Raw genomic sequence first — 21,165 nt, forward strand, 5'->3', positions numbered from 1 at the left:
TCCTTTCTTTTATAGCATTGGTTTATTCGGATTTTTTGGTAATGTCCTCACCAAAATATTTGATACTGATTTGAGTCAATGTTCCATTTTCCCGAAGTTGTTCCAAAGATTCATTTACTCGCTTCAATAGTTTTGGATTATCCTGAGGCAACACAATCGCTTGTTCACTGCGATTAATTAATTGTTGTCCTTTAATCTTAAAACCTTCCTTTTCAGCAGTTTTTCCTGTAACAAAATCTGTGATTACTGCATCATGACGTCCACTGCTTAAAGCCTTTAATGCTGTAATATCACTGTCATATGTTTTGATGTTATCTGTATACTTGGAAGCTGTATCTGCATAAGTTGATCCTTTTGCAACAGCTACTTCCTTTCCCTTTAAATCTTCAACAGTCCTAATTTTACTATCCGGTCTGGTGAAAATTTTCGGTCCTGAATAATAATAAGGGGTAGAGAAAGAAACATGTTTACTCCGCTGCGGGTTAATCGTGTGACTTGCAACTGCTGCATCCGCTCTTCCCGTTTTCACCCCTTCCACAATCCCTTTGAACTTGATTCGTTTCTGAACCGGCTCAAGGCCCATTTCCTTTGCAATCGCTTCACCAACCTCAATATCAAAACCTGACATTGTAAGATCGTCATTTATATAACTAAATGGCTTAAATTCACCAGAAGTAGCAAAAACAAATTGATTTTTATTGATCAGTTCAGATCCGTCTTCAAGCTTCTGCTTCTCTACACAACCAGATATAAGGCAGACTACGATTGTGCTAAAGATCAATAGTAACTTTTTACTCAACAACATATTGGCTATAACTCCTTTCCCTTTCGTAAATTCCTACAACACCTCTTGCTATATAACTTGCTTATGATAGTTAATACCCAATCTACTCCCAATAAAACAAAAAAGTATCAGGCACTATTAAAAGTGCCTGATACTTTTTCTACAAACTTTGCATTATATAATTATCTTTCAAGTCTTCTCTTTCCTCTAAAAATGCAGCATTTTAGATGTATAGAACTAATAAAACCGCACTTACTTATGATACGGTTCACCGTAACTGATGTAAGTGCGATTTTATACAAGTTTGATAGTTAATTCTATTAAATTTTCTTCATTACCATTCTTGTCCCTCTACAAATTATTGCAACAGTAATTTGTCATCATTGATATCCAAGTGTTAAAAAAGTATTACTATTGAATTAACTCTATTTTAGAATAGATTTCTATTACTCGAAAAATCAATTAAGTAATCTTTGTTGATACCCTATTTAATCAGCTTCAACGAGAAAACATTCTGCAAATTCTATATGATTTAAATTTTATTTCGCTAATAGTGAATATATATTGAAAACTAGGCTAATTACCTTAAAATTTTTAGGCAACGTACATACAATAATTTGATTAGTTTAAAAAGGAGCGAATAAATGTCTATGAACAAACTTAAGTCGAGTAAGGGGCAGTTATGGTAAGCGTCGTTTCCTGTTTTCTATCCGATAATCAGGGGCTGCCACTTGAACCAAATTTACCTGGAAGCATCATTTATAAAGAATTAACTTCAGAAAATTCACGTTCTGAAAAATGTGTAGTTCTCCCAGATGGATCCCATGTCAAACTTCAACAAGTAAAGATTCTAATCAGTGGCTTTGTGACTATTGTATTGGATAACGGAACACAACATACAGAACCTTTTTCTGAAACAAAACTAATCGTGCTATGTGCACCTAATGGCACACAAATTACCTGTTCATATACTGATTTTCATTGTTTCTCTCAAACCGTTTATTCTGATGACATCTTCCAAGGACTATTACTTTTTGTGGATTTTTGTTTATCGGTACAATCTTCATTTAACACTGTTATAAATATTACAACTCAATTTTGTAATCCAAGGGAAAATATATCAATTATCAAGACTATTCTTCCAGACCAATACCCTTTAATTTCACTTGATAAAGATCCAAAAACATCTACACCTCAACAAGATGAAAATCTATGTATAAAAGTCCCTAAAGTATATGATTGGGTTACCACACCAATTAAAATTCCACAGATTAATATCCCCTTTTCTTGTGTATACGAAGTAGCGCTCACTACTGGTCCTTGTAATGGGATTGCCGTAGGAGATTTTATTTGTAAACCTTGTACAGGTATGTGTGAAGAGACTTTAATTTGTAGTAATCAAAGTTGTACATTATTTTTAACTAGTATTTCTACCGACTGTATGTTTTGCCCTATAGGTGGAATTATTCTCTCATCAGACTTTGTTTGTACTACACCAAGTGGACGTGTACTTAATGTTAATTCAGGTAAGTACTATAACGACATTCAACCAGCGATTAATGACGCTGCACCTGATAATACTCTTATTGTTTTTCCAGGGACCTTTGTTGAAGCTACTCCTATTACTGTAAGTAAGCCGCTAACAATTACAGGTCTTTCCTTACTAAATACAGTTGTTGAGTTTCCAAATCCACCAGTAGAATCGAATCTGTATATAACTGCAGATAATGTAACTATTAAAAATCTTCATTTTATTAGCCCGACCATTACAGCTGCTGATGATGTATCGTTATTGAGAATAGAACATGCTCCTGGAAATGGTCTATATGATAATATTACGTTTGATAACGTAATTATTGAAGGAGGACCAAAGCGTCTCGCCATTATCAATGCTTCAAATCTTTCCATTATTAATTCAACGTTTATTCATACAGGTACTCGTCACGCAATAGAATTAAGAAGCGGAACAGGCACAATGAATATCTCTGGCAACACTTTTTCAGGTGGGCCCAATAGCCAAGACGCTATTATATTTCAGGTTGACACACCTACAGACACTTTTAGCGATGCCACTTATATTATCCAAAATAACAACATGACACGATTTTCTCATTTCGTATTATTTAACCTGGCAGCTAGCCAGAATATCTCTATAAATGTATCCCATAATACTGTTAACCAACTAGATCGACCTGGACCGACCATTACATTTATTCCTCCTACAGATCCCTATACTTTTTCAACAATTACACCTATTCTCATTGAAAATAATCAAATTACAAACCCAAATGCACCTATCGATAATATAGACCCGTTTTCAGTATCAAGTAACCTATCCGTTTATGTAGACTACACCTACACACTTGGGTTGCCGACATCCATCCCAGCAAATGGCCAGATACAAGTCTATAACAACAGTTTTAATGTCGCCTTACCATGGGGATTGGTAGCACCTCTCCCATTTGTTTATGATGTCGTTTTTCCAAGTGATCCAGTTGGTTATAATACAACTTTTGCACCCGGAACCATGTCATTAAGTGCTTTTGATCTTATGGGTAATGTCTCAACAGCTATTGTATGATAGATTCATTAATATAGGCCTTTCAATGAAGGAAAGATTGGTCCTCTTGTTGATATACACTTTCTTTTAAATAGTTTTCTCCGTTGAAAAACCTCACTTACTTATGATAAGGTTCACCCTTCATAATCCTAAAACTACGGTAAATCTGCTCGACTAGCACAAGCTTCATGAGCTGGTGAGGAAGTGTCATCTTACCAAAAGATTGCTGCTCATCTGCACGCTTTAACACATCTTCATGTAGACCGAGCGAACCGCCGATGACGAAGGCGATTTTGCTTTTGCCGTAGGTCATGAGGGATTCAATATCGGCAGCCATTTGTTCGGAGGTTTTCATTTTGCCGTTGATGGCTAATGCAATGACGTAAGCATCTGGGCTAATTTTCGCCAGGATGCGTTCGCCCTCTTTTTTCTTGACGATATCCATTTCAGCTTCACTTAGTTGTTCAGGTGCCTTTTCGTCTGGCACTTCAACCAAATCGATTTTTGCATAGCCGCCAAGACGTTTTACGTACTCATCGATCCCCATTTTCAAGTACTTTTCTTTTAGTTTGCCGACTGATACAATCGTTATATTCACACGTTATCCACCTTTACAATTCATTTACAAACAAATTATCCACAAAAGTTATCAACATATCCACAAGCACTCTCTATATATTGTGTAAAGTTATTTACTTGATACAATATATTCTGCTGCCTGTTCACAGTAGCTACACTTTGTGGATAACTTTTTATCCTCTTCGATTTTATCCATAATTGGGAACACTTTTTGCTCTGCTACAAACATGTCTAAAGCGTGATCTATATGGCTTTCACAGCTGTACTTTTCCATTTTTTGATGTCTCCTTATTTTCCGAAATTTCCACAAACTTATTCACAAATCAGTCTATGTTATCCACAATCTATTGTAACAAAGTAATAGCATGTATGGAAGAAGTGCCTTTTACTCCCGATTTACTGTGTGGAATTAGTATTCACAATTTTCTAGTTATCCACAATATTTCATAAAAGTATTTTCTCCATCCTCATAAAAAAAGCGATGGAGATTGATTAGATCTCATCGCTTTTCATCTTCTTTACAATGTATTACCGTTTGTTAATGTTAGTGATAGCTCGACTAATTTACCTTGACGGTACACTTTTAATGTTAGCTTATCACCAATTTTTTTGTCATTATATAAATGCTTGCGTAAATCTATAGTTGTTTCGATTTTTTGACCATCCATCTCTACAATAACATCGTATTGTTGAACCCCTGCTTTTGAGGCTGGTGAGTTATTCATGACATCTGTTACAACAACGCCTGTTGTCACCTCTGCAGGTAATTTTAATGTTTGTTGTTGATAGAATGATGGCACATCTGTTAAATCTGCAAGTGAAACTCCCATTGTTGGACGTTTCATTTCTCCATTTTTCTCTAATTCCTCGATAATTGGAATAGCTGAATTAATTGGAATAGAGAACCCTAAACCTTCAACTGAGGATTCAGCAATTTTCATGGAGTTAATTCCTACTAATTCTCCAGCTAAGTTCACAAGTGCTCCACCACTATTTCCTGGGTTAATCGCAGCATCTGTTTGCAATACTTCTTGTTGCCAATCTTCTGTGCCATCACCATTTAAGTCTACTGGTACAGAACGGTCTTTACCAGAAACAACACCAGTTGTCACAGAACCATAGAAGTCTAAACCAAGTGGGTTACCAATGGCAATCACTGTTTCACCTTGTTTTAATACATCTGAATTCCCGAATGTCGCAACGGTTTTAACATTTTTAGAGTTAATAGAAATAACTGCAAGGTCCGTCCAAACATCGTGACCCACTAATTGAGCCGGTTCTTTTGTTCCGTCTGGCATTGTGACCTCTAACTGCTTTGCCCCTTCAATAACGTGGTTATTTGTGATGATAAAGGCTTTATCACCTTCAATTTTATAAACAACACCTGAACCGCTTCCTGCTTCTTTTGTTGTCGTTGATGGTGGGCTCCAAAAACCTCCGCTTGTTACTTCTTGAATATTTGTGATACCAACAACTGCTTGTGAGGCTTTATCAACTGCAGTTGTCACATCTGTCGTTACTTCTGTAGCTACCTGATTAATTGTTGTGCTATTTTTTCCTGTATTACTTGTTGTTGTTCCAGGCATTTGGCTTACAAGTCCTGGTAGCATAAGCCACACAAGTAAAGCACCTATAATGACACCGACCAAACCACTAAAGAAATAGCCGCCTTTACCTCCGCCACCTTTCTTTTTCATGCGCTTAGTCTGCATTTCTTGCTCCTCACGCTCTAGTCTTTCTTGAAGAGGTGATTTCGGTACCTCATCATTTTTTAGGAAATCACTGTTTTTATCATCATCTTGGAAATAGCTCATGATCCTCATCCTTTCCTTTGAGTGCTATCTAATTAGTTGTTACCCTAATCTTACGATTCAAACATTAAAATCAGATGAAAAACAAATAAAATAGGCATAAAAAATAGCCGTTCAATGCATTTTTTATGCGTTGAACAGCTTCAAATTTTGTCTAAATAGCCTCTGATTAAACCGTAACCAATTTCGTCGGTTCTTCTGCATCCGTATCAAATAGATGAACATGCTCACCAACAAGGATGCCACAAGATTGTAAGGTTTGTGCGACACTCATACGTGCTAGCTCTTTCATATTATTATCCTTACTCAAATGTGAAAGATAAATATTCGTCGTCTTATCAAATACAACCTCACTCATTGCAATTGCTGCATCCTCATTAGATACATGTCCTACATCACTTAAAATGCGACGTTTAATAGACCAAGGATAACGTCCCATTTGAAGCATATTGACATCATGATTACTTTCAAAGACAAATGAATCAGCGCCTCGAATAATTCCTTTCATACGATCACTGACATAGCCTGTATCAGTAATAATGACAAGCTTGCGATCATTTTCATGAAAAGTATAGAACATCGGATCTGCTGCATCGTGTGAAACAGCAAAGGATTCAACAGCTAAAGAACCAAAATGCTTCACTGTATCCATTTCAAATTCAAAACGTTGCTCTACAGGAATGTCCCCAATAAGCCCATCCATTGCCTGCCACGTTTTGGCGTTTGCGTAAATTGGTACATTATATTTCCGTGCCAGTACACCAATTCCTTTAATATGATCACTATGCTCATGTGTAACAAAGATACCACTGAGTTGCTTCATATTACGGTCGATTTTTGTAAATAACTGCTCCATCTTTTTCCCACTAAGACCCGCATCAACGATAAAAGCATGATCGTCATTCTCTACATAAATCGAATTCCCTGTACTGCCACTTGCTAAAACACTAAATCGCATTATTCAACTCCCCAGTCTTCTTCTTCGCTCTCTTGCTTGTCCTCCTGGATTTCGATGACTTTACCTTCTACTGCATTCACAAAGTACTCCTCTTTTGTCCCATCAGATAATTTCACCTGAACTTCCCATGTTGGCACCAGTACCTGAGTACGTGTCAATTTAACAAGCGTTGAGTAACCTAGTTTCATTTGTGTAATGCGAGAATCTGGCTTGAGCGGTCCTTTCGCATACAAAGTTTGAATAATTTGAAGTGGTGGAATAACGGTTTCCTGCTGTTCCATTTCTTCAATGTTATCAATCATTGTTTGCTCATACATTGTTACTTCGTTATTAGCATTCCATTTTATTTTTAATGAACCACTATAATAGAACATTCGATTGTTTGTCTTTTGGAAAAAAATTGCGACTCGTTCTTCGCGGTCTACTTTCCACAAAGCATAAGATTCACCTTCAATGATGTTTGCCAGGACAAAATCTGTAAAGCTTGCGTCATCACTTACATTACGTAATTTAACAGGCCTCATAAAAATAACACGAGCCTTTGTATTATTATCATCCTTCAATTTAACTTGCTGGTTACTATTACTAAATTCGTCTGGTGTGAATTTATGCACTTGAGCTGTCATATACGAAGCAGATTCAATATTATTTGGTAATGTGCCATAGGTAATATTATCATCCTTTAAACGGGCTTCTATTGTTCTTTCACCCGGTACCTCAATATCTTTTGCTTCATTATAGCGATTGACATAAAGTGAATACAAGAAGATGTTCAGTATTAAAAAAACGAATATAAAAATAGATTTTGTTCTATTCCAATCCATTTTTAACACCTCCTAATACTTCAGGAGTCAGTTTAGTCCATGTACCATTCCGAATAACAAACCAACAAGGTTCAAATATAAATATATTCTGTTCTTGATTTTGTGTTAAATAATAGCCCAAGACGATTTCATCGATATCAGACAGAGGAATACTGTTAGCGCTTTTTAATCTCTCTGCGATCTCCGCACCTGATGCTAATTCTTTGATTTCTTTCTCCAATGATATATCCATATCCAATGAGAAGTATGGACGCTTGTAATGGAAAATTCGACTATCTCCCCAAATCGTTGTCATTCGTGTAATAACATGATTGCTATAGACAGGGAAACCTTGCAAATACATTTGATAATCTATTTGATTTTTATTGGTATTGGATGAAGTATAGCGGAAATCTGCCGTAAATCCTCCATGCTCATTAATAAATTCAAAGCTATCCTTTAAAAGCTTGGATGGCTCGACTCTAATACTACTTTCTGCAGCAGGATAAACATAGTTTAATGATTTAAGATTTGTTTCTAAGGTCATTAACGACATACCATCTGTATATTTTTCAGAGGATGCACTTTCCACATTCCGCTGCACAATATTTGGATCTGGGAATAGCACATTTTTAAATAATTCTGGCGTAATATCCTCAATAAAATATGTATATTTTACAGATTCAATATTACTGTTCGCCAAATAAAGAGATGTATAGCCTTCTCTCTCTACTTCTTTAAAAACCTCATATTTTTTTGCAGGCTCTATGACTTCCTGTATAAATTGATTCATGTTTGGCACACTGACATGTGAGCGGAATAATGATTGGTTATTGCCACTAATGTAATACAACATTAATTCTTTGCTATTGTAATTACTCCAATCTATAATCATACGATTGAACGTTGTTTCTGGTAATTCCTTATCTGTGAACTGAAAGGTTGTGTTAAAAGCTGAAAATGGAATCTCTCCCGTAAAAAAAATTGTCATTCGATGATCTGCGCCAATAATTTGATTCACATAGTTTGCAGAAAGATTATTGTTTACAGACACCAAATCTAAAACATTCCAGCCTTTAAATACTTTCATCATATCTTTCATAGCTGCATTAGAAACTGTGCCTGTAAACTCTTCTTCAGAACGGAAAATAGCCTTGTATGGTCGAATAATATCCTCCATATCCTTTTGCGGCTTAATTAAAATTTCCTCTCCCTCTGTTTTTTCAATATATTTATAATCAGGTGTATAGGTCCAAATTAAAAAAGTTAAAATCACACTCAGCATAACAAGTAGAAATAATACAACAGATTTAACTGGCTCTATATATTTCATTCCCACTCACCTGCCTCACCAAATTCATCTGCATCATATGGTAATGTGAAGAAAATTGTTGTACCATGTCCTTCTTCACTTTCAGCCCAAATCTTACCGCCGTGTGCTTCAATCATTTCCCGCGCAATAGCTAGTCCCAAGCCTGTTCCTCCCATAGAACGAGCGCGTGCACGATCCACACGATAGAAACGATCAAAAATACGGCCAACATTTTCTTTAGGAATACCCATGCCATCATCTGAAATCATGACTTTCAACATGTCATCCTGTCCCGTAAACCCAAAGCGAATATTGCCGCCATCTGGAGAATATTTAATAGCATTGGAAATGATATTATCAATAACTTGTGTGATTTTATCCGTATCAATTTCTACATAAAAGGATGTTTCAGGGAATAATCGTTCAAATTGTACCTTGTCAGACTTAGACATTTCAAATCGGTCAATAATGCGGTTAAAGAATGAATTAAATAAGACAATATCTTTATTTAACTCATAATCTGAACTATCCATTCTTGATAACTGCAGTAAATCATTTACTAAACGAATCATACGCTCTGTTTCGGTTTGTGTCACATTTAAAAACGTAGGAGCAATATTTTCATCTTTCCATGCACCATCTGCAAGTGCCTCTAAATAACTGCGCATTGTTGTTAATGGCGTTCTTAACTCATGTGATACATTTGATACGAATTCCCGACGATCCATTTCAATCTTTTCTTGCTCTGTTATATCGTGCAAAACAGTAATCAGACCATTAATAAAGCCTGTTTCTTTTTGAATAACAGAGAAATTAGCACGAAGTATATAGGGGGCATCTGCTGTACTAAAGTTTAAATTCACGGCATCATTCATATGAATTAAGTCTTCAAAACTATATTCCTGATCAATCCCCAATACCGAGGCGATAGGACGCCCTAATGTAATATCTCTTGAAATATGCAGTAATTCCAATGCAGGGTCATTGATGAGAATAATACGTCCCTTACGATCTGTTGCAATTACACCATCTGTCATATTACTCAGAACTGAATCTAGCTTTCGACGTTCAGCTTCTGTGGTCGATTGGGCTTCCTGCAAACGGTTGGTTAGATGATTAAAGGTGATGGCTAGCTGGCCGATTTCATCTGTACCATATACACGTACCTTTCGAGAATAGTTCCCCTTCGCCATTGCCTGAGCCTGCTTTCGCATATCAGCAATTGGCTGTGTAATTGTTCTTGCCACAAGAATACCTAAGAAGATGGTAATGACCAAGGACATTGCGGTACCACCAAGGAAAATCTGATTAATATCATTCATTTGTTCAAAAACTGATTCAATATTGGCTTCAATATAGAGTACACCAATGATTTCATCGTCTGGTCCTGCACCCGCACGAATGGGATTCGCTAAAACCCACACACGATTTCTCGTCTTATTGTCCAGCTTAATAATATCAAACAGTGTTTCGGCAGATATCGCTCGACGTACAAGGTCAGTATTAGAGCGCTGACCTATTAAATTCTGGTTTTCAAGCTCAGATGTTGCAAGTATTCTTTGTCTATTGTCAATGACACGAATTTCTAAAATATCACCATTTGAAACATCCCTTAAACCAGTAGAAAACTCCATAACAATTGACTTTAGGCTCTCCTCTAGTTTAGGCATGCTTTCATCGCGTTCCTTTAAAATTTCCTCACGAAGACTATATTGCATCAAGTCAACTCGCTGAAAAATGGAATCTTGGAAGTTGCTCTTCAAATTTCTTTCTAACTCACGAGCGAAATAGATACCGATAATTTGTAAAGCAAGCAATATTAATAAAATATAAATCAGCACTAGTTTTACATGAATGGATTTAAAGAAGCTCACTTTCTGCATTCCTATTACTCCTGTTCAGGATTTCGTAAATAATAACCTACACCACGTCGCGTGACAATCCAAGCGGGATGACTAGGATTATCCTCAATTTTTTCACGTAAACGGCGAATTGTTACATCAACAGTTCGTACATCACCAAAGTAATCATAGCCCCATACTGTTTGTAGGAGGTGCTCCCGTGTCATTACTTGTCCAATATGTTTCCCTAAATAATGAAGTAACTCAAATTCTCGATGTGTCAATTCAATTGCTTCATCACGCTTCATTACTAAATAGGCATCTGGTTGAATAACAAGCGAACCTACGACAATCTCATTCGACTCTTCCTCAGCCTCTTCTGTAGCTGGAGCGACTACTTGTAAACGGCGCATATTGGCCTTTACACGTGCAATCAGCTCTCTTGTACTAAATGGCTTTGTGACATAATCATCTGCACCCATCTCTAATCCTAATACTTTATCAATTTCAGAGCCTTTAGCTGTTAGCATAATAATCGGAAAATCATATTTTTTACGTACTTCTCTACAAACTTCCATGCCATCACGCTTTGGCAGCATAATATCTAAAAGCATTAAATCTGGTTGCTCTTCCTCTACTTTCTTTAATGCCTCATCACCATCATAAGCACAAATAACTTTATAGCCTTCTTTTATTAAATTAAATTGCAAAATATCTGCGATTGGTTTCTCATCATCAACAACTAAAATTGTTTTATTCATACATACTCTCCCTTTCGCTTCTTATCTATTCTTAAACAATGTGTATTTGTAAATTCACTACTCTTAACTCTATCATGCTTTCGGATTCTATGCATTAATCGATATTCAATCCCTCTATTACTGTGACAAAAAGCGATGTAATTCAACAATTATTTCTCGGGAAATAATAGAAAAAGACAGTCCATTATTCGGACTGCCTTCTATTCAACATGTTTTATCGGCCTACATAAGATAACGGATTTTCTAATGAACCGTTCTTTTCAACTTCAAAGTGCAAATGTGTACCTGTCGAATTTCCAGTGGAACCCATAATACCAATCACAGAACCTTTTTCCACTACTTGTCCGACTTCAACATTAATTGAAGATAAATGTCCATAAAGTGTTGTAAAACCATTATTATGATTAATAACAATACGATTACCATAGGTGCCAGAAGTGCCAGCAGCAACCACTACACCATTATCAGCAGCCAAAATATTATAGTTACTTGGTCGAGCGATATCAATACCACGATGGAAGGCTCCCCAACGTTCACCCATACCACTTGAAATATAGCCCCCGACTGCTGGCCATGCAAATTCTCCAGTTCCACGTGAAGAAATAACCTTTGTACCAACTACTTCAATTTCATCTACTGGTTGTTGAAGTATTTTTTCCTCTAAGGCAACTTTTGATGTCTGTGTACCATTTTCAGATGTTAATGCATAAGTTGTTTCTTTTTTTCCATTAACACCTTCTTGCTTGATGACCTTTTCACCTTTATACATTGTAGGATCTTCTTCAATTACTTTTTTAAACGGAATGACTTCCGCAACTTTCTTTTCCTTTTTTACTTCAAGTGTCACAAATGGCTTTGCCACAGTAACATTTAATTCTTGTCCAATTTGTAAAACTGTATCTACTGTGATATCCGGATTGAGAGCTAGTAGTTCACTTGTTGTTAAATTATGTTTTTTAGCAACTGACCCTAACACATCTCCTGATTCAATTTTGTATGTTTCTTGCTCAAGATAACCTGTCATTAAAAACTTCACGGCTTGCTCAGGTGATAATATATCAGTGGGTGTCACTTTTTGTGATAACCCTGAAACGCCTTGTTTAAAAGAAACATTTAGAAGTCTAGACTCACCATCTTTTAATTCTGGTAGATTATTGCTAGCTTGGCGTTTTGATAAGTTATCTAATTCTTGCTGGGAAACATATTGTAGCTTTAACATTTGAACAGTTTTCTCATAAGCTTCTGTATTCTTTAGTGATACTACTGGTTTGTGATTTACTAATAATGTAAAGGCATCTGATTTGGCCACTAAAGATTGCTTAAGTTTTGATAATGTTTCTGCATCTTTTGTTTCGTTTGTAAATACTTGTTCTGGGATTATTTTAACAGCTGAGCTAGCATCAATGGATAAACCTTTGAATTGCTGACTTGCCACTTTTTCTTTTGATGCAATTATTTCTTGAATTGCTTTCTCATCAGATACTGCACCAATATATTCATTCCCCACATAGACGTGGTAAATTTTATTTAAGTTTTCTTTGTTATATTCCTTAGCAAATCCCATGTTAATCGTTAGGCTTGTCATTAAAACTACAACGATTGAAGCCTTTTTAAAAGAAGAAAAATTGTAGGTGAATCTATTGTTTTCTTCTTTTCTCTTCCAAAACGAATTCATCAATAAAGCCCCTTCCAACTTTACCCTACTGTAGGATGATTTACCCACAAGGATTTTTTGCACCCCTATAATGTACCATAAAGAAAATGACGTTTGAACGATTTAACTCTTTTGTAATGTAAATGTATTATTTATCTACTTATTGTTACATAGAATATATTTTATATAGTTTATAAATACTGTAATTTTATTCATATATTGGTTCTCAAAATTAATTTAACTATCATCGTTATACTATTCTAAAATTTTTTTCAAGGGAATTTTGACTTAATACTTTTTACTTTTTTAATATTCCGATAAAATATATATAGAAGGTACACTATTTGATTGGAGCGATTAAATTGAGTGATTCACAAACCGCTGATATCACAACAAAAGTGTTGAGATCTCAGAAAAATAGCATGCGAAAAGTTTTTGCAAGAATTATTATGGTTTCGCTAGGCGCGATTATAATGGCATTGGGCTTGGAACTGTTTTTAGTACCCAACCACATTATGGATGGTGGCATCGTAGGTGTTTCCATTATCACATCTCACTTATTAAAATTACCCCTTGGTATTTTCATCTTCATTTTAAACTTACCTTTTATTTTTTTAGGCTATAAACAAATTGGTAAAACCTTTGCATTGTCCACAGGTCTAGGTATTACCGTACTCTCTTTTTCAACACTTGCCTTACATAATATCCATCCATTTACGGAAGACACATTATTGGCAACAGTCTTTGGAGGAATGATTTTAGGAGTTGGTGTCGGTATTGTCATTCGTTATGGAGGTTCATTGGATGGAACTGAAATACTAGCTATTTTAGCAAATAGCAAGACACCTTTTTCAGTTGGAGAAATCATCATGTTCTTCAATATCATTATTTTTACGGTGGCAGGATTTATTTTTAATTGGGAGCAAGCCATGTACTCCATCATTGCATACTATATTGCCTATAAAATGATTGATATTGTTATTCAAGGATTGGAAGAATCAAAATCTGTTTATATCATAAGTGATGAAATTGATGAAATTGGACAAACGATTATGGATCGACTTGGTCGTGGTGTTACTTTCCTTCACGGAGAGGGAGCTTATACGGGGAATGACAAGAAAGTCATATTTACCGTTATAACTCGTTTAGAAGAATCTAAATTGAAAACAATCGTCGCTGAAATAGATGACAATGCTTTTCTAGCCATCGGTAATATCGCCGAGGTAAAAGGTGGTCGCTTTAAGAAGAAAGATATTCACTAAAAAAGGGCATGCCGCATTAAACTGTACCCTATAAGATAGACACTTGAAAAAGGTCATCTTATAGGGCATTTTTGTTTATAATTGAAAAAAACAAGATTCGGAGCCACTACTATGACTAAGAACTTTTTAACACCCCACCAACAAAATGAATTAAAAAAGAATCCGTATGTAAAAGCTGTGAGCAATAAAGCGATTACGTATACGGATGAGTTTAAACGCTTATTTATTGCACAATCTGAAACAGGAAAATTACCAAGAGAAATTTTTGAAGAAGCGGGATTTGACGTGGAAGCGATTGGTATAACACGTATTCACAGAGCAGGTACTAGGTGGAGAACAGCTTATAAAAAACGTGGAATCACCGGTTTAGAAGATTCTCGAAAACACAGTACAGGACGTCCTATCGAGCGAGAATTAAGTATAGAGGAAAAGTATGCACGACTTGAAGCAAAAATGCGTTTACTAGAAGCTGAAAACGAACTATTAAAAAAGATCGATTTACTCGAAAGGCAGATGTTGAAAAAGAAATAAAACTCGCACCAGAACTGAAATTTGAACTGATTGGTCAAACGATTGAAACGTATGGATTGAAGCGAATGGTACGCTATCTTTGTGAAGTGTTGGAGGTATCACGCTCAGGCTATTATAACTATTTTAAGGAAGAATCTCTTCAAAAAAGAGCGATGAAACACCAAGCAGATGAAGTCGTAAAGGAAGTGATTTTAAAAGCGTATCGATTCCGACGACGTCACAAAGGCGCACGTCAAATCAAAATGACGCTTCACCATCAATATGGTATTACCTATAATCTGAAGCGAATTCGCCGCATTATGAAGAAGTTCGGGGTTATCTGTCCAATTCGTAAAGCGAATCCTTACCGTCGTCTAGCCAAAGCCACACAAGAACATCGTACGTGTCCACATATGCTCGAACGCCAATTTAAACAAGGCGTGGCTGGTAAAGTCCTCTTAACAGATATCACGTATTTGACATATAAAAATGGTAAACGTGCTTATTTATCAACGATTAAAGACGCTGAGACGAATGAGATTTTGGCGTATGAAGTAGCAGATAGCATCACAATGGAAATTGTGCTCGACACTTTGAAAAAACTGAAAAAGCTAAAGCATCTAGCTCAGGACGCCTTCATCCACTCAGACCAAGGTTTTCATTATACCAATCCAGCGTTCCAAAAACTCGTGAAACAAATGGGCTTAGGTCAATCGATGTCACGCCGAGGAAACTGTTGGGACAACGCACCTCAAGAATCATTCTTTGGGCATTTTAAAGATGAGACGAATATAAAAGATTGTGAGACATTGGAAGACGTAAAACAAGAAGTGAAAAGCTATATGATCTATTATAACCATTATCGAGGTCAGTGGGATTTAAAAAAGCTGCCGCCTGTAAAATACAGACTGCAGCTTCAAGAAGTTGCCTAACCTTTTTCAAAATGTCCTTTACAAAGGGTACACTTTACATTTGGCACGCCCTTTTCATTTTATTTCATTATGCTTCCCAAACATCCACTAACACGTTTGTTTGCTCACGTGCAGGTCCAACAGAGAAAGTAGCAATTTGAATGCCTGTTAGTTCGCTGATACGCTCCACATAGCGGCGTGCATTTTCAGGTAGCTCTTCTAAAGTTCTGCAGCTTGTTACATCCTCAGACCAGCCTGGAAGCTCCTCATAAATTGGCTCACATTGTTCAATAATATGAAGATTTGCTGGATACTCTGTGATTGTTTCACCTTTATAGTTATAGGCTGTACAAATTTTTACTGTTTCTAAGCCCGATAAAACATCGATAGAGTTAAGAGCAAGATGAGTAATGCCACTTACACGGCGTGAGTGACGAACAACGACTGTGTCGAACCAGCCTACACGACGTGGACGACCTGTTGTTGTACCGTATTCGCGACCAACCTCACGAATTTGTTGACCTACTTCATCAAACAATTCTGTTGGGAATGGTCCATCTCCTACTCGAGATGTATAGGCCTTAGATACACCAATAACACTTGTTACGCGTGATGGCCCAACACCTGCACCAATCGCTACTCCTCCAGCTACAGGATTTGAAGATGTTACATATGGATACGTACCTTGATCGACATCAAGTAAAATTCCTTGTGCACCTTCGAATAGCACTTTACCGCCCTCATCAAGGACATCGTTCAAAATTTTAGATGTGTCCGTAACATACTTGGCAATTTCTTGTCCGTAACCATAGTATTCCTCAAAAATTTCTTCGAATGTTACGCCTTCAACTTCATAGAATTTCTCAAATAACTTATTTTTAATGGCTAAATTATGACGTAGTTTTTCCTCAAAGATTTCCTTATCAAGTAAGTCAGCCATACGAATCCCAATACGTGCTACTTTATCTTGATAACAAGGTCCAATACCTTTACAAGTTGTGCCGATTTTATTGTCTCCACGACTTTCTTCATCCGCAATATCTTGTTTAATATGATAAGGCAAAATCACATGCGCACGATTAGAAATACGTAGATTATCTGTATTAATACCACGCTCTTGTAAACCTTTAAGCTCTGTTACTAATGATTTTGGATTCACAACTAATCCATTACCAATTACTGAAGTTTTATCTTTATAGAAGATCCCTGATGGAATTAAATGTAATTTATAAGTTTCACCATCAATTTTAATGGTATGTCCTGCATTATCTCCACCGGCAAAACGAGCGATGGCATCGGCTTTGTGCGAAAGGAAATCTGTAATTTTACCTTTTCCTTCGTCTCCCCACTGTGTTCCTACAACTACTACTGATGTCATAATCAGCACCTCCGTTAGATACCTTTGTATCTCAATTTTCAAGCCTCAATTATTGTAACAATGATAGAAACAACTCGTCAATAAAAAATAGTGAAAAAACACGAACATAAAATCAAAAAATCTGATTCAACGTTCGTGTTTAATAACAGAATGGTATGAATATTATCGAACATTCAGATTAAATTATTCTAAGGGTAATATTTCATTCCTAATAGGCAACTTATCTGAATGACGAGTAACTTGACTAATCACGTGGCGGTGGAGGTGGCATTTGTGACCAATCCACATTAATGAATTTATTGAATTCTTTTTTAAAGGCCAATGTAACGGTTCCTGTTGGACCATTACGTTGTTTCGCAATGATAATTTCGATCATATTTTTATTCTCAGATTCTTTATCGTAATAATCATCACGGTATAAAAACGCAACAATATCAGCATCTTGCTCAATACTTCCCGATTCACGTAAGTCACTCATCATTGGCCGTTTATCTTGTCGTTGCTCAACACCACGAGATAACTGTGATAACGCAATAACAGGTACCTTTAATTCACGGGCTAATCCCTTTAAGGAACGGGAAATCTCTGATACCTCTTGCTGACGGTTTTCTCCTGGCTTGCCGCTCCCCTGAATCAACTGTAAATAATCAATTAAGATCATTCCTAGTCCATTCTCCTGAGCTAAACGACGACATTTCGCACGGATTTCATTGATACGTACACCTGGAGTATCATCAATAAAAATCCCTGAATTCGATAAACTACCCATTGCCATAGTTAGTTTACCCCAATCTTCCGTAGTTAAAGCACCTGTACGTAAAACTTGTGCATCTATATTTCCTTCTGCACAAAGCATACGCATGACCAGTTGCTCTGCACCCATCTCTAAAGAAAAGATTGCAACATTTTCACGAGCTTGTACAGCAACACTTTGCGCAACATTCAATGCAAAGGCGGTTTTCCCTACAGATGGACGAGCAGCAACAATGATTAAATCGTTGCGTTGAAAGCCAGCAGTAATGTTATCTAAATCACGGAAGCCAGTCGGGATACCCGTTACTTCTCCCTTTTGTGATTGAAGTTGCTCAATATTATCGAAAGTTTCCACTAGCACATCTTTAACATGCTTAAAGTCACCTGCATTCTTTCGATTGGCAACCTCCATCATTTTCTTCTCTGCCTCGCCTAATAATGCCTCTACTTCGTCTTCACGTGTATAGCCGTCCTCGACAATTTTCGTAGCCACTCGAATCAATCGACGTAAGAGGGCCTTTTCCTCAACGATTTTGGCATAATGAGCGACATTGGCAGCTGTAGGGACAGCATTGGCGAGCTCTAGTAAATAAGAAAGCCCGCCAACGTCCTCAATCTCTTTTTTAGCTGATAATTCTTCTGTAACTGTTACAACATCTATCGCTTTTCCTTGATCACTTAAGCGCAACATCGTTTCGAAAATTTTCTTATGGGCATTTAAATAAAAATCATCTGCCAATAAAATTTCTGATGCTGTTATTAATGCCTGTGGCTCAAGGAAGATAGCACCGATAACCGATTGCTCCGCCTCCCGGTTATGCGGTGGAACGCGGTCCATCATCGGTTCACTCATGGATTGTCGCTCCTTATTCTTCCGTTACATGTACTTTTAACGTTGCTGATACTTCATGATGTAGTTTTACAGGAACATTTGTAAAACCAAGTGAACGAATCCCATCAGGTAAAGTCATTTTACGTTTGTCAATTTTAATGCCGTGCACTTTTTGTAATGCATCAGCAATTTGCTTTGTAGATACTGAGCCAAATAAGCGGCCACCATCACCTGATTTTGCTTTTAGCTCAACTGTTAGTGCTTCTACTTTTTCCTTTAGTGCTTGTGCTTCAGCTAATTCAGCAGCAGCATTTTTTGCCTCTAATTTCTTTTGCCCCTCTATTTGGCTTAAAGCTTGCGCATTTGCTTCCGCTGCATAGCCATTCTTGATTAAGAAATTTTGTGCATAGCCATCAGCTACGTTTTTAATTTCACCTTTTTTCCCTTTTCCTTTAACGTCTTTTAAAAATACTACTTTCATTAGTCAGAACTCCCTTCAAAGACCTCATTTATGGCCTCTTCTAAATGTTTTTTCACACCATCGATGGATTTAGCATCTATTTGGCAGGCAGCATTCGTTAAATGTCCACCGCCGCCAAGCCTCTCCATAATTAGCTGTACATTGACCTCGCCAAGTGATCGTGCACTTATACCAATTTTGCCATCTGCCCGATGTGCAATGACAAAGGATGCACTAACATCCTTCATCGTTAGTAAAATATCGGCAGTTTGCGCAATTAAGACAGAGTCATACACTTTTGATTCCTCACCTACAGCAACAGCTACTCCTGGTTTTACGAACTTAACTGTTTGCACAATCTTGGAGCGCTCTATATATGTGTCCACGTCCTCCTTCAAGAGACGTTGGACTAATACTGTATCTGCTCCATTTGTTCGTAAATAAGAAGCTGCTTCAAATGTACGTGCTCCTGTTCGAAGTGTAAAGCTTTTGGTATCAACGATAATACCCGCTAGTAATGCAGTAGCTTCTAGCATATTAATTTTTGCACGCTTCGGCTGATATTCTAGTAACTCTGTCACTAGCTCAGCTGTGGACGACGCATATGGCTCCATATAAACGAGTGTAGGATTCTCGATAAAGTCCTCACTTCGACGATGATGGTCGATTACAACCACCTTTTCAGCTAATTTCAATAGGTGTGCATCAATTACTAAATTCGGCTTGTGTGTATCAACAATAACGAGCAACGATTTCTCAGTCATTTTACCAGCGGCTTCCTCTGGTGTAAGGAAATTTTCATAGAAATCTGATTTACTCTCTATTTCATTCATTAACCGTGTAACGCTACCATTTAATTCATCAAAATTGATAATGACATAACCCTTTACATCATTCATTTGTGCCATTTTCCGTACACCTACAGAAGCACCAATGGAGTCCATGTCAGGATTTTTATGTCCCATAACAAACACTTGATCACTGTCTTGAATTAAATCGCGTAATGCATGTGAAATAACGCGCGCTCTAACACGTGTACGTTTTTCGACTGGATTTGTTTTTCCACCATAGAATTTAAGTTTTCCAGTAGGTTGCTTTATCGCCACTTGGTCTCCACCCCGTCCTAATACAAGATCAAGACTGGATTGTGCCAACTCACCAAGCTCCACTAATGAGGATGATCCAGCTCCTACACCAATACTTAATGTTAATGATAAATTCTTTTGAGCTGTTTTTTCTCGAATGGTATCTAATATAGCAAATTTTTTCTTTTCTAGCTCCGTTAAAATGGATTCATTTAATACTGCTAAGAAACGATCTGATGATATTCGTTTGACAAATACACCATGCTCTGCAGCCCATTCATTGACAATTGAAGTAACCATTGTGTTGGTTAAACTACGTGGTTGATCGTCCATGGCTTGCGTGATTTCATCGTAATTATCGACAAACAATATAGCGATTACTGTACGGTCTGCATAGTATTGCTTTTCAATGGCAATCTGTTCAGTTATATCAAAGAAATACAGTAGTCGTTCCTCTTTTTTATAATAAACACGATATTTCCGATCACGTAGTGTAATCGTCGCCTCATTAGTCTCCTCGGTCTTCATTAATACATAGATGTCATCAGATATATTTACAATACCTTCTCCAACTAATGATTCCATATTTAAAATGCCTTGCATATATGGATTAGACCATTCGATTTCGTACTGCTCATTAACCAGCAGTATCCCAATTGGCATTTCAAGTAGTGCCTCTTCCCCTACTTTTTTCATACGGAAGGAGATAGATTCAATGTGCTTTTCTGTTTCCTCAAAAGCTATCTTCTCTACCTTCCATGTGTAGGCCATCAGTAAAACAAAACCTACACCATAACCGATACCTATCCCGATATTCCAAATACATAGAAGCACGAACGTCACAGTTCCAAATATGGAAAGAACAAAAAGCGGATAGCGAATTGGTCGTTTTCTAAAAGTCCCCATTACAA

17 protein-coding genes are annotated in these 21,165 nt (G+C 36.9%); 3 read left to right on the forward strand and 14 right to left on the reverse strand.

What is annotated here, in order from left to right; genetic code table 11:
• Nucleotides 1-22 precede the first annotated feature (22 nt).
• Nucleotides 23-805 carry a transporter substrate-binding domain-containing protein gene (locus PSR12_RS23610; protein ID WP_221682455.1) on the reverse strand — a complete coding sequence of 261 codons (783 nt, stop codon included), beginning with the start codon at nt 803-805 and terminating at the stop codon, nt 23-25.
• Nucleotides 806-1,466: 661 nt separating this feature from the next.
• Here PSR12_RS23610 and PSR12_RS23615 point away from each other — a divergent pair.
• A complete protein-coding gene (locus PSR12_RS23615) occupies nt 1,467-3,365 on the forward strand; it encodes a BMQ_0737 family morphogenetic spore coat protein (protein ID WP_274771066.1) in 1,899 nt (632 codons plus the stop codon).
• Nucleotides 3,366-3,462: 97 nt separating this feature from the next.
• Here PSR12_RS23615 and rlmH read toward each other — a convergent pair whose 3' ends face one another.
• From rlmH to PSR12_RS23660, 9 genes are all read right to left on the reverse strand, one after another.
• The gene (rlmH, locus tag PSR12_RS23620; protein WP_274771068.1) at nt 3,463-3,942 is read right to left on the reverse strand and encodes a 23S rRNA (pseudouridine(1915)-N(3))-methyltransferase RlmH; all 480 of its coding nucleotides are present in this window, start codon (nt 3,940-3,942) and stop codon (nt 3,463-3,465) included.
• A 90-nt stretch (nt 3,943-4,032) separates the two neighbouring features.
• Nucleotides 4,033-4,197: a CxxH/CxxC protein gene (locus PSR12_RS23625; protein WP_004233391.1), complete on the reverse strand. Its 165-nt coding sequence runs from the start codon at nt 4,195-4,197 to the stop codon at nt 4,033-4,035.
• 244 nt (nt 4,198-4,441) lie between these two features.
• Nucleotides 4,442-5,737, reverse strand: a complete 1,296-nt coding sequence (locus PSR12_RS23630; protein WP_221682458.1) for a S1C family serine protease — start codon at nt 5,735-5,737, stop codon at nt 4,442-4,444.
• Nucleotides 5,738-5,903: 166 nt separating this feature from the next.
• Entirely contained in the window at nt 5,904-6,692 is a 789-nt protein-coding gene (locus tag PSR12_RS23635) for an MBL fold metallo-hydrolase (RefSeq protein WP_048395252.1), read from the reverse strand.
• Nucleotides 6,692-7,516, reverse strand: coding sequence for a two-component system regulatory protein YycI (locus PSR12_RS23640; RefSeq protein ID WP_257520865.1), 825 nt, complete (start codon nt 7,514-7,516; stop codon nt 6,692-6,694). The genes PSR12_RS23635 and PSR12_RS23640 overlap by 1 nt, the downstream gene beginning before the upstream one ends.
• Nucleotides 7,503-8,828, reverse strand: coding sequence for a YycH family regulatory protein (locus PSR12_RS23645; protein ID WP_221682460.1), 1,326 nt, complete (start codon nt 8,826-8,828; stop codon nt 7,503-7,505). The genes PSR12_RS23640 and PSR12_RS23645 overlap by 14 nt, the downstream gene beginning before the upstream one ends.
• Nucleotides 8,825-10,690 (reverse strand): cell wall metabolism sensor histidine kinase WalK, encoded by a 1,866-nt coding sequence (gene walK, locus PSR12_RS23650; protein ID WP_221682461.1) that lies wholly within the window; start codon nt 10,688-10,690, stop codon nt 8,825-8,827. Before walK ends, PSR12_RS23645 begins: the two co-directional genes overlap by 4 nt.
• A gap of 5 nt (nt 10,691-10,695) precedes the next feature.
• Complete coding sequence (gene yycF / locus PSR12_RS23655) at nt 10,696-11,409, reverse strand: response regulator YycF (RefSeq protein ID WP_221682462.1); 714 nt, start codon at nt 11,407-11,409, stop codon at nt 10,696-10,698.
• Between the two features lie 214 nt (nt 11,410-11,623).
• Nucleotides 11,624-13,084: a peptidoglycan DD-metalloendopeptidase family protein gene (locus PSR12_RS23660; RefSeq protein ID WP_221682463.1), complete on the reverse strand. Its 1,461-nt coding sequence runs from the start codon at nt 13,082-13,084 to the stop codon at nt 11,624-11,626.
• A 401-nt stretch (nt 13,085-13,485) separates the two neighbouring features.
• Between PSR12_RS23660 and PSR12_RS23665 the strand changes: the two genes are divergently transcribed.
• Together PSR12_RS23665 and PSR12_RS23670 are read left to right on the forward strand one after the other, a co-directional pair.
• Complete coding sequence (locus PSR12_RS23665; protein WP_255601677.1) at nt 13,486-14,325, forward strand: YitT family protein; 840 nt, start codon at nt 13,486-13,488, stop codon at nt 14,323-14,325.
• A 111-nt stretch (nt 14,326-14,436) separates the two neighbouring features.
• Nucleotides 14,437-15,767 (forward strand): IS3 family transposase gene (locus tag PSR12_RS23670; RefSeq protein WP_446720643.1). Its coding sequence is split into 2 segments (ribosomal slippage): nt 14,437-14,824 and nt 14,824-15,767, totalling 1,332 coding nucleotides; the frame shifts between segments, so codons are not numbered across the junction.
• 67 nt (nt 15,768-15,834) lie between these two features.
• Here the strand turns inward: PSR12_RS23670 and PSR12_RS23675 are convergent.
• From PSR12_RS23675 to PSR12_RS23690, 4 genes are all read right to left on the reverse strand, one after another.
• On the reverse strand, nt 15,835-17,124 hold the full coding sequence (locus tag PSR12_RS23675; RefSeq protein WP_004233375.1) for an adenylosuccinate synthase: 1,290 nt from the start codon (nt 17,122-17,124) through the stop codon (nt 15,835-15,837).
• A gap of 244 nt (nt 17,125-17,368) precedes the next feature.
• Nucleotides 17,369-18,730: a replicative DNA helicase gene (gene dnaB / locus PSR12_RS23680; protein WP_004233370.1), complete on the reverse strand. Its 1,362-nt coding sequence runs from the start codon at nt 18,728-18,730 to the stop codon at nt 17,369-17,371.
• Nucleotides 18,731-18,743: 13 nt separating this feature from the next.
• Complete coding sequence (rplI, locus tag PSR12_RS23685; RefSeq protein WP_004233368.1) at nt 18,744-19,190, reverse strand: 50S ribosomal protein L9; 447 nt, start codon at nt 19,188-19,190, stop codon at nt 18,744-18,746.
• Nucleotides 19,190-21,160: a DHH family phosphoesterase gene (locus PSR12_RS23690; protein ID WP_004233367.1), complete on the reverse strand. Its 1,971-nt coding sequence runs from the start codon at nt 21,158-21,160 to the stop codon at nt 19,190-19,192. The genes rplI and PSR12_RS23690 overlap by 1 nt, the downstream gene beginning before the upstream one ends.
• Nucleotides 21,161-21,165 lie beyond the last annotated feature (5 nt).

It is taken from the genome of Lysinibacillus sp. G01H (assembly GCF_028872195.1).
Classification (GTDB): domain Bacteria; phylum Bacillota; class Bacilli; order Bacillales_A; family Planococcaceae; genus Lysinibacillus; species Lysinibacillus capsici.

Bases quoted from the DNA above. Each gene is read 5' to 3' on its own strand.
- walK (WP_221682461.1), bottom strand. From the start codon at position 10,690: ATGCAGAAAGTGAGCTTCTTTAAATCCATTCATGTAAAACTAGTGCTG.
- PSR12_RS23625 (WP_004233391.1), bottom strand. From the start codon at position 4,197: ATGGAAAAGTACAGCTGTGAAAGCCATATAGATCACGCTTTAGACATG.
- PSR12_RS23635 (WP_048395252.1), bottom strand. From the start codon at position 6,692: ATGCGATTTAGTGTTTTAGCAAGTGGCAGTACAGGGAATTCGATTTAT.
- PSR12_RS23615 (WP_274771066.1), top strand. From the start codon at position 1,467: ATGGTAAGCGTCGTTTCCTGTTTTCTATCCGATAATCAGGGGCTGCCA.
- PSR12_RS23690 (WP_004233367.1), bottom strand. From the start codon at position 21,160: ATGGGGACTTTTAGAAAACGACCAATTCGCTATCCGCTTTTTGTTCTT.
- rplI (WP_004233368.1), bottom strand. From the start codon at position 19,190: ATGAAAGTAGTATTTTTAAAAGACGTTAAAGGAAAAGGGAAAAAAGGT.
- PSR12_RS23660 (WP_221682463.1), bottom strand. From the start codon at position 13,084: ATGAATTCGTTTTGGAAGAGAAAAGAAGAAAACAATAGATTCACCTAC.
- PSR12_RS23640 (WP_257520865.1), bottom strand. From the start codon at position 7,516: ATGGATTGGAATAGAACAAAATCTATTTTTATATTCGTTTTTTTAATA.
- PSR12_RS23665 (WP_255601677.1), top strand. From the start codon at position 13,486: ATGCGAAAAGTTTTTGCAAGAATTATTATGGTTTCGCTAGGCGCGATT.
- dnaB (WP_004233370.1), bottom strand. From the start codon at position 18,730: ATGAGTGAACCGATGATGGACCGCGTTCCACCGCATAACCGGGAGGCG.
- PSR12_RS23675 (WP_004233375.1), bottom strand. From the start codon at position 17,124: ATGACATCAGTAGTAGTTGTAGGAACACAGTGGGGAGACGAAGGAAAA.
- PSR12_RS23610 (WP_221682455.1), bottom strand. From the start codon at position 805: ATGTTGTTGAGTAAAAAGTTACTATTGATCTTTAGCACAATCGTAGTC.
- yycF (WP_221682462.1), bottom strand. From the start codon at position 11,409: ATGAATAAAACAATTTTAGTTGTTGATGATGAGAAACCAATCGCAGAT.
- PSR12_RS23630 (WP_221682458.1), bottom strand. From the start codon at position 5,737: ATGAGCTATTTCCAAGATGATGATAAAAACAGTGATTTCCTAAAAAAT.
- PSR12_RS23645 (WP_221682460.1), bottom strand. From the start codon at position 8,828: ATGAAATATATAGAGCCAGTTAAATCTGTTGTATTATTTCTACTTGTT.